The organism is Aquaspirillum soli, assembly GCF_054781915.1.
Genome location: NZ_BAAGTM010000010.1, coordinates 1 through 13,942 on the forward strand (window position 1 = coordinate 1; position 13,942 = coordinate 13,942).

General features: G+C 50.5%; 16 protein-coding genes. 10 read left to right on the forward strand and 6 right to left on the reverse strand.

Annotated elements, in window-relative coordinates:
• On the reverse strand, positions 1-199 hold a 199-nt coding region (locus tag ACYVJG_RS09370), incomplete at its 3' end, for a hypothetical protein (protein WP_460430828.1).
• A 204-nt stretch (positions 200-403) separates the two neighbouring features.
• Here ACYVJG_RS09370 and surE point away from each other — a divergent pair.
• The 8 genes from surE to ACYVJG_RS09410 all read left to right on the forward strand — a co-directional run bounded on the left by surE (position 404) and on the right by ACYVJG_RS09410 (position 7,726).
• Positions 404-1,156 carry a 5'/3'-nucleotidase SurE gene (gene surE / locus ACYVJG_RS09375; protein ID WP_460430829.1) on the forward strand — a complete coding sequence of 251 codons (753 nt, stop codon included), beginning with the start codon at positions 404-406 and terminating at the stop codon, positions 1,154-1,156.
• Positions 1,140-1,802, forward strand: coding sequence for a protein-L-isoaspartate(D-aspartate) O-methyltransferase (locus ACYVJG_RS09380; protein WP_460430830.1), 663 nt, complete (start codon positions 1,140-1,142; stop codon positions 1,800-1,802). The genes surE and ACYVJG_RS09380 overlap by 17 nt, the downstream gene beginning before the upstream one ends.
• 143 nt (positions 1,803-1,945) lie before the next feature.
• Positions 1,946-3,193, forward strand: coding sequence for a peptidoglycan DD-metalloendopeptidase family protein (locus tag ACYVJG_RS09385; protein WP_460430831.1), 1,248 nt, complete (start codon positions 1,946-1,948; stop codon positions 3,191-3,193).
• 63 nt (positions 3,194-3,256) lie between these two features.
• Positions 3,257-4,249: an RNA polymerase sigma factor RpoS gene (rpoS, locus tag ACYVJG_RS09390; RefSeq protein WP_460430832.1), complete on the forward strand. Its 993-nt coding sequence runs from the start codon at positions 3,257-3,259 to the stop codon at positions 4,247-4,249.
• 197 nt (positions 4,250-4,446) lie between these two features.
• Positions 4,447-5,403 (forward strand): histone deacetylase family protein, encoded by a 957-nt coding sequence (locus ACYVJG_RS09395; protein ID WP_460430833.1) that lies wholly within the window; start codon positions 4,447-4,449, stop codon positions 5,401-5,403.
• 79 nt (positions 5,404-5,482) lie between these two features.
• Complete coding sequence (locus ACYVJG_RS09400; RefSeq protein WP_460430834.1) at positions 5,483-6,607, forward strand: hypothetical protein; 1,125 nt, start codon at positions 5,483-5,485, stop codon at positions 6,605-6,607.
• Positions 6,577-7,170, forward strand: coding sequence for a type II secretion system protein (locus ACYVJG_RS09405; RefSeq protein ID WP_022652761.1), 594 nt, complete (start codon positions 6,577-6,579; stop codon positions 7,168-7,170). The genes ACYVJG_RS09400 and ACYVJG_RS09405 overlap by 31 nt, the downstream gene beginning before the upstream one ends.
• A gap of 13 nt (positions 7,171-7,183) precedes the next feature.
• A complete protein-coding gene (locus ACYVJG_RS09410; protein WP_460430835.1) occupies positions 7,184-7,726 on the forward strand; it encodes a type II secretion system protein in 543 nt (180 codons plus the stop codon).
• Between the two features lie 47 nt (positions 7,727-7,773).
• Here the strand turns inward: ACYVJG_RS09410 and ACYVJG_RS09415 are convergent, their stop codons facing one another.
• The 5 genes from ACYVJG_RS09415 to ACYVJG_RS09435 are packed head-to-tail and all read right to left on the reverse strand — an operon-like array spanning position 7,774 to position 12,155.
• Entirely contained in the window at positions 7,774-8,718 is a 945-nt protein-coding gene (locus tag ACYVJG_RS09415; protein WP_460430836.1) for a class I SAM-dependent methyltransferase, read from the reverse strand.
• Between the two features lies 1 nt (position 8,719).
• Positions 8,720-9,607: an ATP-binding protein gene (locus tag ACYVJG_RS09420; protein ID WP_460430837.1), complete on the reverse strand. Its 888-nt coding sequence runs from the start codon at positions 9,605-9,607 to the stop codon at positions 8,720-8,722.
• Entirely contained in the window at positions 9,604-10,287 is a 684-nt protein-coding gene (locus tag ACYVJG_RS09425) for a histidinol-phosphatase (RefSeq protein ID WP_460430838.1), read from the reverse strand. The genes ACYVJG_RS09420 and ACYVJG_RS09425 overlap by 4 nt, the downstream gene beginning before the upstream one ends.
• A gap of 59 nt (positions 10,288-10,346) precedes the next feature.
• Positions 10,347-11,063, reverse strand: coding sequence for a DnaA regulatory inactivator Hda (gene hda, locus ACYVJG_RS09430; RefSeq protein WP_022654752.1), 717 nt, complete (start codon positions 11,061-11,063; stop codon positions 10,347-10,349).
• A complete protein-coding gene (locus tag ACYVJG_RS09435) occupies positions 11,064-12,155 on the reverse strand; it encodes an AI-2E family transporter (protein ID WP_460430839.1) in 1,092 nt (363 codons plus the stop codon).
• A 149-nt stretch (positions 12,156-12,304) separates the two neighbouring features.
• On the opposite strand from ACYVJG_RS09435, the gene purM reads away from it, so the two are divergent.
• Positions 12,305-13,342, forward strand: a complete 1,038-nt coding sequence (gene purM, locus ACYVJG_RS09440) for a phosphoribosylformylglycinamidine cyclo-ligase (protein WP_460430840.1) — start codon at positions 12,305-12,307, stop codon at positions 13,340-13,342.
• Positions 13,343-13,345: 3 nt separating this feature from the next.
• On the forward strand, positions 13,346-13,939 hold the full coding sequence (purN, locus tag ACYVJG_RS09445; RefSeq protein WP_460430841.1) for a phosphoribosylglycinamide formyltransferase: 594 nt from the start codon (positions 13,346-13,348) through the stop codon (positions 13,937-13,939).
• The last annotated feature ends 3 nt before the right edge of the window (positions 13,940-13,942 follow it).

A 13,942-nucleotide genomic window follows, 5' to 3' on the forward strand; every position in this document is an offset into this window, starting at 1 on the left:
ACATCTGGCTGCCCAGCGGTGTCGCTTCGCGCAACATCGTATAGGTGCGCTGGTGCAGACCGACGCGGTTGTAGAGACGGTGCTCGCGCACGATGGGAACAAGACGGTTGCAGGCGTCCGCATAGGCCACTTGAAGTGCTGCAAGACGGCCCGCGTGTTCTGCCGTCGTATCAAGCCGAATCGACGCCGTGCGCATCATCGCTCCCTGTTTCCTCCGTCACCGCGCCAATCAGCACGTCGCGCCGATACTTCGGGCACCAGATCACATGGTGCGCCGTTTGATAGACGCAATTACGCTTCGTGACAACATCAATCATGCGTCACAGTTTATACTACAGGGTGAGCTTCGCGCACCCGCAATTCCTCCCGCGATTGAAATCGCGGGTTTCCTTGCGGAGATTCTATGAATATCTTAATTAGCAATGATGACGGTTACTTTGCACCCGGTATTGCTGCGTTGGCCGAAGCGATGCAAGCCTTTGGCCATGTTACCGTGGTGGCACCGGAGCGTGACCGCAGTGGCGCCAGCAACTCATTGACCTTAGATCGCCCATTGTCGTTGCGTAAAGCCCCCAATGGGTTTTTCTACGTCAATGGCACCCCCACCGATTGCGTGCATTTGGCTGTCACGGGGATGTTGGATCATCTGCCAGACCTCGTGCTGTCGGGGATCAACCACGGTGCCAATATGGGAGATGACACGCTGTATTCCGGTACTGTCGCAGCGGCAACCGAAGGATTTTTACTCGGCGTGCCGTCAATTGCGCTATCACTGACCGGCAAACCTGGTGAGCATCTGTCTTCGGCAGTCGAAATTGCCTCTCGCTTGGTGCGGCGCATCCAAAATCGGCCACTCCCTGCACCAGTGTTGTTGAATGTCAATGTGCCAGATCGACCGTGGCAGGATATTCAAGGGGTGGAAATCACCCGTTTGGGCCGTCGTCATCATGCCGAACCCGTGATCAAAACACAGAATCCGCGTGGTGAAACAGTCTATTGGGTGGGGCCGGTAGGCAGTGCTCAGGACGCAGGCCCAGGGACAGATTTCCATGCAAATGCAGCTGGAAAAATTTCAATTACTCCGTTGCAAATTGACCTAAGCGCCTACGCGCAATTAGCAACACTTGAGGCATGGTGGGATGAATCTGATTCGTAATGGTATTGGCATGACATCAGAGCGCACACGGTTGCGCATGATTGAACGACTGCGCGACAGAGGAATACAAAATGAACAGGTACTACAAGCCATGTTCAATATTCCACGTCATGTCTTCGTTGAACCTGCGCTAGCAAGTCGTGCTTATGATGATGCTGCCTTACCATTGGGACAAGGACAGACCATTTCTCAGCCCCATACCGTGGCGCGAATGAGTGAGTTGTTGTTGGCGTCTCCGCTGAAACCACGCAAGGTATTAGAAATTGGCACGGGTTGCGGCTATCAAACCAGTATTTTGTCCTGCTTAGTCGATGAGGTTTTCTCTGTCGAACGACTGGGAACATTGTTAGAGCGCGCTCGTGCCAACCTAAAAGCCCTCAACATTCGCAATGCCCGTTTGGCTCATGCCGATGGTCAAGCCGGTTTGATCGAGGCCGCACCCTATGATGCGATTTTAGTCACAGCGGCCAGTCGTGATGTGCCAGCGGCTTTATTGACCCAATTAAAACCCCAAGGGCGAATTATCATGCCGTTGGGGGATGCCACACAGCAACATTTATGGGTGATTGAAGAGATCGACCGCCAACAACGTCGCACCCGTTATGATCCAGTTCGCTTTGTGCCCCTATTAGCGGGACGTGGCTAGGGTTCCCTGCGGCTTTGTGACACACAGGCCGCCAGTAGCGGATAAAACAACCCTATTATCCAGCGTATTGCGCCAGTGATGGGCTGACGCTGAAACCCTCCCCAGCAGTCAGTTGGGGAAGATGTCATTCAGGATGATTTTGCATGTCTTTTTTCTCTTCTCGTCATCTTATGCGATGCCTACCTGTGGTGGTAATCGGGCTGTCTGCTTGTTCAAGTTTGGTGCAAGAGCCCGCCCCAATCGTGCATAAAAATCGCCCAGGGATGGAAACTGCTCCTGTGGTTGCCACACCGTTACCGATACCGAGCCAAAGTGCAGCAACCGTTTACCAACCGCCGCCCTCTGGCCAAATACAAGTCCTCTCCGCACCACCGGCAGCACCACTGCGTACCCCCTCTCAACCGCCGGTCAAACCTATTGTGCCAACCACACCGGTTGCTGTCGCCAAGCCAACGCTGGGTGACGATGAGCTGCCGCCAGAAACCTATGTCGTCAAGGCAGGGGACAACCTATTTCGTATTGCTTTAAACAATGGCTTGGGCTATCGCGAGCTGGCCGAATTAAACGGTATTGCCGATCCAGCCGAGATCAAAGTGGGTCAAGTGTTGCGTTTGCGAAACAACCAAGAACTCTTTAATCAAGCCCGTCCGGTGGTGGATCACGCTAAACCCCCTGCGGTTGCTGTCAGCGAACCTTCTGCTGTGCCAAGCAGTCGTACAGGGCAACAGAGTGAGACACAAAAGACCTATCCAAAAGCAGTGAAACAGCCGTATTCTGCCCAAGCAGCAGCTCAGGTTGGCGAAAAAGCAGAAGGCAAAGCGATAAGCCCAGCGAAGCCAACCGAAGTGGCCAAAGCAGAAAAACCGGCAGAGAAAACTGCTGTAGAAAAACCCTCGGCAGCGGTAAGTAGCAGTAAAGTTGCCGAGGCAAAAACCGATAGTAAAACAGAACAAAAAGATTCAAAATCACTTGAAAAAGAGAAAAACACCAGCACTACTACTAAAGCCGAAGTCGCACCCGGCAACTTGAATGCAGAATGGATTTGGCCGGTGCAAGGCAAGTTAATCGCCTCGTTTAATGAAAACAATAAAGGCATTGATATTGCAGGGAAAAGTGGCCAGCCTGTGTACGCAGCAAATTCGGGCAAAGTGGTGTATAGCGGAACCGGTTTACGTGGCTATGGTAAGTTAATCATCATTAAACACGATAAAACCTTCCTCTCCGCTTACGCACACAACCGTCATTTGCTGGTCAAAGAAGGCGACGATGTGAAGAAGGGCCAGAAAATTGCAGAGATGGGGAATACGGACGCTGATCAGGTAAAACTGCATTTTGAAATCCGCCGGTTTGGCAAGCCGGTCGACCCTATCACCTATCTGGGCAAGCCATAGCCAAGTGTGGAAACATCGACGTTTCCCGCTGGCAAGATGATGGACTTACGAGGGGGAAACATCATGAAAACCGAGGCAATAGCATACGCTGAAGAACAAGAAGCCTTTGATACTGCATTGTTGACAGCCGACGATACCGCTGCGGATGCGTTGATCGACACGGCGGCGTTAGAAGTAGATAACGCCCTGTCCGATCAAGAAGAGGTCACGCGGGTGGCGTATGAGGACAGCGCAGATGTCACACAGATTTATCTGAATGATATCGGCGCCAATGCTTTGCTCAGCCCAGAAGAAGAGCGCGATTTATCACGGCGAGCTCATCAAGGCGATCATCAAGCACGACAAAAGATGATCGAACACAATTTGCGTTTGGTGGTCAACATCGCTAAACACTATGTCAACCGTGGTTTAGCGTTGTTGGATCTGATTGAAGAAGGCAATATTGGCTTGATGCATGCCTTAGATAAATTCGATCCCGAGCGCGGTTTCCGCTTCTCCACTTACGCCACATGGTGGATTCGACAATCGATTGAGCGTGCCATCATGAATCAATCGCGCACCATTCGCTTGCCGGTTCATGTCATTAAAGAACTCAATACCTACTTACGCGCCAGTCGCCATTTCGAGGCACAAGAAGGGCGAGAGCCGACAGTAGAAGAAATTGCCCATCTGGTCCATAAACCTGCAGAAGAAGTGCGGCGGGTGTTGAATCTGAATGAGCGGATGGCTTCGCTAGACGCACCACTGGATATCGACCCGATGCTCTCAATTGGCGAATCGATCCCAGATGAACAAGCCGAGGCGCCCGAAGACTTATTGCACAATGCTGAAATTGAACATTACGTCCAAGATTGGCTGCGGCAATTGACTGAAAAACAAAGGATGGTCATTGAACGCCGCTATGGGTTAAATGGCCATGACTTGAGTACCTTGGAAGAACTGGCCAGCAGTTTGAACCTTACCCGCGAGCGAGTCAGACAAATTCAAATTGAAGGACTCGAAAGTCTACGCCGTATTTTGCGGCGAGGTGGGGTGTCGCGAGATATGTTGTTTTGATGATTGATTGAAGACCCATCAGCACAACAGGGTTTTGCAAGCAAAGGCAACGGGCACAAAGCGCGTTGCCTTTTATTTAATTCCAGGTTTAGATCAAAATTGCGTGCAGAAATGATTGCATTCTCCTCACAATAAGCGCACAATTTATTGGAAAGTCATAAAAATTAAGACGCTGCACTTTCCAGAGGAGACTGGCCTTGTTGAGCTGGATCAAGAACGGGCTGCAAAGCGGCCTGACTGCCTATATCACCCATTCTGACTGTATGTTGCACAATGTTGGCGACATGCACCCTGAATGTCCACAACGTTTGGTTGCGATTCGTGACCAACTGATGGCGTCACAAATTTTCGATAGCCTACATGAAGTCGAAGCGCCAGAAGTGACCGACGAGCAACTGGCTCGTGTACATACCCCTCGTTACTTAGAATACCTCGAGATGAGCCAACCGCTCACCGGCACTTTCCGAGTCGATCCCGATACGGCGTTAATGCCCAATACCCTGAAAGCGGCCCGACGTGCTGCCGGTGGGGTGGTGAAAGCGGTCGATATGGTGTGCCAAGGTCAAGCACCTAATGCATTCTGTGCCATTCGCCCACCGGGGCATCATGCCGAATCGTCAAAGGCGATGGGGTTTTGCTACTTCAATAACATCGCGGTTGGCATTCGTCATGCCTTAGCTGTTCATGGTTTGGAACGTGCCGCAGTGATTGATTTTGACGTCCATCATGGTAACGGCACAGAAGAAATTTTCCGTGACGATCCACAAGTGATGATGGCCTCGATTTTCCAACATCCTTTCTTCCCCTATTCCGGCGATGTGCCAATGGGGCCGAATATGGTCAACATCCCGATGAAAGCGGGCAGCACTGGGGCTGACTTCCGTGATGCAGTGATGGATGGATGGCTACCCCGTTTACGCGAATTCAAACCACAAATCTTATTTATTTCTGCCGGTTTTGATGCCCACCGCGAAGACGATATGGGGATGATGGGACTGGTGGAAGCCGACTATGAATGGGTCACCCGTCAGTTGTTGAAATTTGCAGATGAATACTGTGAAGGTCGGGTGGTGTCTGTGTTGGAAGGGGGCTACGACCTGTCAGCCCTTGGGCGCAGCGTAACGGCCCATGTCAGAGTATTAACCGACATTTAACGTCAAACGGGAGAACGCAGTTTCTCCCGTTTTTCTTTGCTTTTTCTTCATGACATAAATGAAAAATCAGCATGGTTTTATGTTGTTAGTAGTTTTGCTGCCGTTATTTCTGTTGGGGCTTGGGGCGGTGATGGCCGATTTACGCGACTGGCGGAGCCATGAACAGCAACAGCAAAGCGCTTTGTTACAGCAAGCGAAGGCCGCAGCCCTTCACTATCTTATCGGGGGAATGACCAAATCAGAAGCCAGCCCCCCCGGTGATCCTATTCGCCCAGATACCTTACGGGGTGCTGGTTTATTTGAAGGTGAGCCCGATTCGATTATTGGCAGTATTGATGAAAGCTGTCCTCCTACCCCCGCCATCAATTTCTGTATTGGTGCGTTGCCGTGGCGACCATTAAGCCTGCCCCCTCCCTCCGCAAACCGTATGTTGTGGTACGCCACCTCCCGCGCATTGTTTAACTATCCCTCGCCCAATCTAAGCAGATTGAAAAACCACATTGAACAACAGCGTCTATTAAGCGTAATCGACCGCAATGGCCGTCATTATCAACATCTCGTCAGTGTCTTTATCCTCGCCGGTACCGCCTTACCACAGCAACAACGCCCCACTTTTCCTGCTGCTCAAACCCTGTTACCAGATATTGCGCGACACTATCTCGAAAGCCTACCCGCTGCCAATCTAGGCCCACTGCCAGTGCTCACCAGTGGTGAAAAAAACTACCGCAGTCATCCACTACGCTTTACCAATGCCAGCAACGATCAATGGATTGCAATTGATGTCAACGAATTAGCCACTGCGATGGCCTCGCGGATCAGCCACGAATGGGCGTGGCACTGGTTGAGGTTTGAAATTCAACGCCAAAGCAACCGGCCAAATTGTTTAGAGCCCGTTGATAACATGACACCGAGTTCGTTATGGCCAACTGATATTGCAGCATTTAAACAGGCTGCAGAGCGGTGGGCAGAATTCTGTTACCCCTATGACCATAAAAGACCTTGGTTATCGAAGTGGGCAGATGAAGTCGCCAACATCGAATCGAATGGGCCACAGCTCACCCTGCAATTTCATCATTGCCCGCAGCTGAAATTTCGGTGGCGGTGGGTAGCCGCAGCGGGGGCGTCCGCAGCGCACATTGAGCATCAAATTGAGTCGGTGAATGGAGCAGGGCAATGTCAACTCGTCAACGTGGTTTCACCTTAATTGAGCTGGCGATTGTGCTATCGCTACTGGGGCTGTTGTTTACTTTACTCACACCGTGGCGTAGCTATTGGCAGTACCAAAAATATCGTGAAGCTGAACGCGGTTTAGAAGCCGCAATCGCAGCACTAGAAGCCCATTTGCTTTTACACCGTAGCCTACCTTGCGCAGCCAATGAGACTGGGGCAGAAGACTGTAGCAAAACGGCGGGAGAGCTACCGTGGCGAACACTCGGCTTACCTCGTTACGACCCGTGGCAACGACCTTGGCATTATCAGGTGGCAACCACGCTCATCAATGGTAAAGAAATCAGTGTGCAAACCGCTTCTGATATCGCTATCTCTGTGAAGGATGCTGAGGAAGATGTGATTTTGGCAGACAACCTTGCCGCGATTGTCTGGCATACCGGCGCCAAAGCCGACAGCGACAGCGTCCCCAATGAATTACGTATCAGCAAAACCTTATTGCCATCGTCTGATCACGATAACCGTGCTCGCTGGCTAACGGTGGCAACAGTAAAAAATCAATTAGCAAAGCAAGGTGTTTTAACCACAACCATGAAATAGACAGGAGGACATAATGCAACGGCAGCGTGGTTTTACTTTGGTTGAGTTATCAATTGTGTTGGTGGTGATTAGCCTGATTTTGGGGATGGCCTTTAAGGGCCGAGATTTAATCTACTCGGCAGAAATTAAGGCCGTACAAGCCACCAGCACCAAAATTTTGGCTGCGAGTAATCTGTATAGCGAGCGATACGGTGTGAATCCGCCGCATAGCGAAAATGGCGAAAAAAATACGCCTCATTCATTGTTGTATGAATTAATGGATAAAAAGTTATTGAGTGCAGGGGATATTTCAGATGCCTTAGGCGGTAAGTGGGTAAGCCAAAAGGGAACAGGAAATAATGATAATTTGGACAAAGACCGTGTATATGCCGGTTTAAAAGGCGTACAAACAGCCACCATTTGCACGCTTGATAATCGAATTGACGATGGGGAACCGAATGAGGGCTCAGTACGTTCAAATGCTACTGCTGGCGCTGTGGGGGCAAGCAGTTATCAGAAGACAGATGATTGCAGCAAAGTCAGCGGCAGCAATCACCTCTATTTTGAGATTTATTAGTCAGGGTCATGGTGCATCAACCTTTTAGGTTGATGCGCCTTACTTAATTATTTTTTCTGAATACGAAAACACTGATGAATCTTGCGATTACGGAAGTCTTCAGGGACGGATTGCGCGGATAAGTCGCGGATATTGAAACGCTCAGCCAATGTTGAGTCGAGTTGGAAACCACGTAGATTATTCGAGAAATACAACGTACCTGTCGGGCTCAACAGCTGCATTGCCTGTTCAACCAAACGAACATGATCGCGTTGTACATCCAAAATTTCTAACATCTTTTTCGAGTTAGAAAAACTGGGGGGATCCATCACGATCAAATCAAACTTTTGCCCGATTTCGACTGCATCTGTTAACCACTGCAACACATCCGCCCGCACACGCTCATGCTGTGGGCCATCTAATTCATTCAAAATCAGATTACGGTGGGCCCAATCGAGATAGGTATTCGACAAATCCACGGTGGTGGTTTCGACTGCCCCACCCGCGGCGGCATACACGGTGAAACTCCCAGTGTAAGCAAACAGATTCAAGAATCGCTTACCGGCGGCTTCGTTCCGTACTTGCGCTCGGGTCGGACGGTGATCAAGAAACAAACCCGTATCAAGGTAATTATCCAAATTGACCCAAAACTTGAGGCCACCTTCTTGCACGACAAAATTTTCGCCAAGTTGGCCGGTTTTCTCGTATTGATCCGATCCCTTTTGGCGGCGGCGGGTCTTAAAAGCAGCAAGGGCCGGGTCGAGCTGTAAGACGTCACATGCCGCAATCAATACAGCTTGCACCCACAGGGCATGTTCGGCTTCTTCAATTTGCCAGCCAGTATCATATTCAGCCACATGCAAACGCTCACCATACAAATCAATAGCAAGCGGAAACTCGGGCAAATCACGGTCGTAAAGCCGGTAACATTCGATTTGTTGCCGCTTGGCCCATTTCTTGAGATGACGAGCATTTTTCAACAAACGGTTTTTAAATGGAGTGAAGTCGCGCATTTTAGAGTAAATCCACCTTACGCTCTTTAGGTTTACGGCCAGCCCAATCACAAGCAAATTGCCATGCCACCCGCCCACTGCGCGCACCACGCATCAACGCCCAACGCAAAGCCGCTTTTTCGGCTTCAGCATTCATCTTTAACTTAAAGTGATTTAGCCACACCGCCACCGCTGCTAAGTAATCCTCTTGGCTAAACGGATAAAACGACAACCACAAGCCAAAACGTTCGGACAACGACACTTTTTCTTCTGTTGTTTCACCCGGACGAATTTCGCCCTCTTCATCAAGCTGATGTTCTAGGTTATCGCGCATCCGTTCTGGCATCAGATGGCGGCGATTCGAAGTGGCATAGACCAATACATTGTTACAGCGGCGAGCAATTCCACCGTCCAAAGCGGTTTTTAATGCTTTGTAAGCATCATCACCCTCTTCAAAACTAAGGTCATCACAATACAAAATAAAACGCTCTGGCCGTTCGGCAATCAGTTGCACAATATCCGGCAAATCCACTAACTGTGTTTTATCGACTTCAATCAACCGCAAACCCTCAGCGGCAAACTGCGGTAGTAACGCTTTCACCAAAGACGATTTTCCCGTACCACGCGCACCGGTTAACAACACATTATTCGCTGGACGACCGGCAACGAACGCCGCCGTATTACGCAATAAGCGTTCTTTTTGGCGATCAATGTGTGTTAAATCGGTCAACGGTACGCTGTGTGGCTGTGGGACAGCTTCGAGATAACAACGTCCCCCCACCATCTTACGACAGCGAAAAGCCGTGGCTTGCCAGTCAATCTCGGGTAAAGGCGGTGGTAACGTGGCCTCGAAACGCGCTAAAACCGCTTCTGCCCGTTGTAACAGTTGGGTTAAAGCGTCGGTACTCATTGCGAGGCACCTTCGCGGAACGACACAATCGGCCACCCCTGAATCTCGGCATGGGCGCGTAATACCTCGTCTGGATCGACCACCACAGGGTCGGTCACCGCTGCTAATAGGGGAATATCGTTGCGGGAATCACTGTAGAAATAGGAACGAGGATAGTCTTCTAAACGACGGCCTTGTGCCGCCAGCCACTCATTCAGGCGAATAATTTTGCCATCTTGAAAGCTCGGTGTACCGCGTGGTTTGCCGGTGAAACTGCCATCAGCCCGTTCTTCTAGTTCAGTTGCAATCAAATGAGGCACACCAAACGCGGCCACAATCGGCGCAGTGATAAAACGATTGGTCGCGGTAATCACCATCACGGTATCGCCAGCAGCTAAATGCTCATCGACTTTAGCCTGACCCGCTGTGGTCATTAAAGGCCGAATATGTTGCGCCAGATACTGTTCGTGCATGGCATCCAGTTCTTGCCGTGAAAACCGTGTAAGAGGGGCCAATTGAAAGTCGAGAAACTCGTAGATATCGAGGGTGCCGGTTTTGTATTGTTGATAAAAACGGTCATTCTCGCGGTGGTAATACTCAGCGTCTAACACCCCTTGGTTGATTAAAAAACGCGGCCATTCGACATCTGAATCGCCAGCCAGCAGGGTGTTATCCAAATCAAATAAAGCGAGATTATTCATGACATATTTTTCCACAACAAAGGGCGACCACGGCCAAGCAAGCCAAGTTGGCGGTGGCCTTAACGTTGGACGTTAAAACGTGACTTGAGAATGTTTTTTACAAACGGAACAGTGATTGGCTTTTTGAGTGCCAAAGAATAATGGTCAAGCGCATCGACCATATCAATCAAGCTGGCCATATCCCGCCGCCAGTGATTCATCAGCCAAGCAAACACATCATCGGGGATATCCACCATCCGCGAACGGGCATGGCGGCGCAAAGCGGCTAATTTGTCAGCATCAGATAAGGTATGCACTTCAAACACCAAGCCCCACGCCAAACGGGTGCGTAAATCATCACGCAGTTTGAGTTGTTGTGGCGGGATACGACCGGCGGTTAATAGCTGGCCTTCACCATCGACCAGTGTATTGAAAATAGAAAACAGGGTGATTTGATCATCTGGGGTGAGATCATCCACATGATCGACAGCGACACAGCGGGCTTCTCGGGCAAAGTCGGGCAGGCTCTCGCTACGAGCATCCAGATAAATGGCCGCCCGTCCAATTGCATGAGCGTGTTCTACCCACTGTTTTAACAGATGAGTTTTGCCCACCCCGGGTTCACCCCATAGGTAGATAAAACGCTCCCCACAGGGGTCGGTCAACGCGGCGATGATCTGCTGATTATATTCAGCAATCACATGATCGAAGGCCGGAGAAGACGGCGGCGTGAGGTCGAGGACTAATTGATCCAAGGCGGTACCGGAAACGTCAAAAGGTGAAAGAAAACGGCGCACTCACAAACATCGAGGGGGCATTCTACCCTGATAAAAGCGGCTGGCGTAATAGTGTTGCAGTCCTTCGACTGATAAAACCCGCACAATCGCAGCCAAAGGCAAGGCAATCATCACCCCCACAAAACCAAACAACTGGCCAAATGCCATCAGAGCAAAAATAACTTCTAACGGAGATAGGCCAATCCGCTCACCCACTAAATAAGGGGTAATCAGATAACTTTCTAACAGCTGGCCGAAGGCATACATTCCCCACACCGCCAGCAACAAGCTCCAACCGTCGCCTTGTAAAATCGCTGCGATTGTTGCCAATCCTAGCCCAATAAAGGCACCGACATACGGAATAAATACCAATAAACCGGTAAAAACCCCGATGGCTAATCCCGATTGCAACCCCGCCAACCACCAACCGCCGCCATAGATCAGCGCCATCAATAACATCACCAATAATTGCCCACGCAAAAATTCACCCAATACACGGTCAAGTTCAGCCGCGATCCGATCGGTGTGCTGTTGCCAGCGTGGCGGGATCAGGCGAGTAAAACGATCTACCACCGCTTGCCAGTCGCGCAAAAAGTAGTAAAACAAAATCGGCACCAAAATTAAGTTGGCCAAAAAAGCCAATAATGCTAAGCCCTGCGACGTTAGCGCGGGCAAGGTATTGCCGACAGCACGACGAATAGCATCGACATGCTCCACCAACACTTGCCGTAAACCGCTGATATCGAGTTGTACTGTGAACCCCAAAGTGTGCTCTGCCCACGGTGCAACGGTATTTTGTAGCCAATCCACCAAACTCGGCAGTCGGTTTGATAATAAATGGCCTTGTTGCAATAACATGGGTAACAACAGCAACAACATCAGCAACACGCCAATCCCCAATAATAAGGTGACCAACACCGCTGCCACCGCCGCCGAACAACCAAGACGCTGTAAGCGCTGTGACAAGGGGGTGGTGATATAGGCCAACACCGCTGCTGTGACGAACGGTGTCAAAATAGGGCCGAGGAAATACATCAGCATCCCAAATAACAACAATGCCGAGGTGATGGCCAGACCAATCCACCATGATGAGGCACGACGAGAAGCAACCATCTTTTACACTCGCAGCAAACAGGGAAAGAGAGTGCGCGCAATCTGTTAAAATATCGGCAGTTTTTGCTTCACTGCTCGCGATTTCTTGCGGCGCAACATGAGAGCAAATTACACCACAGAATTTAATTAGCAAGAAAGAGAGTCTTTTTGTGAGCCAAACCTCCCTCAGTTATCGTGATGCTGGCGTGGATATCGATGCCGGTGACCAACTTGTTGAAAACATCAAACCGTTTGCCAAACGCACTATGCGTCCAGAAGTTTTGGGCGATTTGGGGGGATTTGGCGCGCTGGTGGAAATCAGCAAAAAATATCAAGAACCCGTGTTGGTATCGGGTACCGATGGCGTCGGCACTAAACTGAAATTGGCCTTTGATTGGGACAAACACGACACCGTTGGTATCGATTTAGTGGCGATGAGCGTCAATGATATTTTGGTGCAAGGTGCAGAACCGCTGTTTTTCCTAGATTATTTTGCCTGCGGTAAGCTGGATGTGCCGCGTGCAACGGATGTGATCAAAGGCATTGCTGCCGGATGTGAACAAGCCGGATGTGCGTTAATCGGTGGTGAAACCGCAGAAATGCCCGGTATGTACCCCGTGGGTGAATATGACCTCGCTGGTTTTGCTGTCGGTGTGGTTGAAAAAGCCAAAGTTATCACTGGCCGCGACATTGTGGCGGGTGATGTGGTGTTGGGCTTAGCCTCCAACGGTGCTCACTCCAACGGTTATTCTTTGGTACGTAAAATCATCGACCGTGCACAGCCAGATTTGGATGCCCCATTTGATGGTGACACGACCCTGCGTCAAGCGGTCATCGCCCCAACCCGTATCTACGTCAAACCTTTATTGGCATTGATGGCAGAATTGACAGTCAAAGGGATGGCACATATCACTGGCGGCGGGTTGACTGAAAATATCCCTCGCGTGTTGCCTGTCAACACGGTGGCACAAATTGATGCCAAGAGTTGGACCTTACCAAAACTGTTCCAATGGCTGCAGCAAGAGGGCAATGTGGATGCCCAAGAAATGTACCGTACTTTTAATTGTGGTATTGGCATGGCGGTGATTGTTGCTGCTGAAGAGGCCGACCGTGCTGCTGCCTTCTTAACGGCCCAAGGCGAAACGGTCTATCGTATTGGCCACATTCGCCCACGTCAGGGTGACGAACATCAAACCCAAGTGGCGTAAGCAATGAAGAATGTTGTGATTCTGATTTCTGGTCGTGGTTCGAATATGCAGGCCATCGTGGACGCGCAAATCAGCGGTGCCCAGATTGCAGCGGTGATTTCGAACCGACCAGATGCCGCCGGTTTAGCTTGGGCTGCCGCACGCGGCATCGCTACTGCGGTCGTTGACCATAAAGCTTTTGCAAACCGCGAGGCGTTTGATCAAGCCTTAGCAGATTGTATCGACAGCTATCAACCCGATTTGGTGGTGTTGGCTGGCTTTATGCGGATTCTGACGCCCGAGTTTACCCGTCACTACGAAGGACGGATGTTAAATATCCACCCTTCACTGCTGCCAGCTTTCCCCGGACTGCATACCCATGAACGGGCGATTACCGAGGGTTGTAAAGTGGCTGGCTGCACCGTGCACTTTGTGACTGCCGAGTTGGATCATGGTCCCATTGTCGCGCAAGGGGTGGTGAGTGTGGCAGATGATGAAGATGCCGATAGTTTAGCAGCTAAGGTTTTAACCATTGAGCACCAGCTTTATCCGCAAGCGGTGGCTGATTTTGTGGCAGGGCGCTTGCAAATTCGTGGCAATCGAGTGGTAACGGTGTAGGCC

What these genes read in the sequence shown, in the direction of transcription:
- surE (WP_460430829.1), top strand. Translation starts at nt 404, where the DNA reads ATGAATATCTTAATTAGCAATGATGACGGTTACTTTGCACCCGGTATT.
- ACYVJG_RS09380 (WP_460430830.1), top strand. Translation starts at nt 1,140, where the DNA reads ATGAATCTGATTCGTAATGGTATTGGCATGACATCAGAGCGCACACGG.
- ACYVJG_RS09385 (WP_460430831.1), top strand. Translation starts at nt 1,946, where the DNA reads ATGTCTTTTTTCTCTTCTCGTCATCTTATGCGATGCCTACCTGTGGTG.
- rpoS (WP_460430832.1), top strand. Translation starts at nt 3,257, where the DNA reads ATGAAAACCGAGGCAATAGCATACGCTGAAGAACAAGAAGCCTTTGAT.
- ACYVJG_RS09400 (WP_460430834.1), top strand. Translation starts at nt 5,483, where the DNA reads ATGTTGTTAGTAGTTTTGCTGCCGTTATTTCTGTTGGGGCTTGGGGCG.
- ACYVJG_RS09405 (WP_022652761.1), top strand. Translation starts at nt 6,577, where the DNA reads ATGTCAACTCGTCAACGTGGTTTCACCTTAATTGAGCTGGCGATTGTG.
- ACYVJG_RS09410 (WP_460430835.1), top strand. Translation starts at nt 7,184, where the DNA reads ATGCAACGGCAGCGTGGTTTTACTTTGGTTGAGTTATCAATTGTGTTG.
- ACYVJG_RS09415 (WP_460430836.1), bottom strand. Translation starts at nt 8,718, where the DNA reads ATGCGCGACTTCACTCCATTTAAAAACCGTTTGTTGAAAAATGCTCGT.
- ACYVJG_RS09420 (WP_460430837.1), bottom strand. Translation starts at nt 9,607, where the DNA reads ATGAGTACCGACGCTTTAACCCAACTGTTACAACGGGCAGAAGCGGTT.
- ACYVJG_RS09425 (WP_460430838.1), bottom strand. Translation starts at nt 10,287, where the DNA reads ATGAATAATCTCGCTTTATTTGATTTGGATAACACCCTGCTGGCTGGC.
- ACYVJG_RS09435 (WP_460430839.1), bottom strand. Translation starts at nt 12,155, where the DNA reads ATGGTTGCTTCTCGTCGTGCCTCATCATGGTGGATTGGTCTGGCCATC.
- purN (WP_460430841.1), top strand. Translation starts at nt 13,346, where the DNA reads ATGAAGAATGTTGTGATTCTGATTTCTGGTCGTGGTTCGAATATGCAG.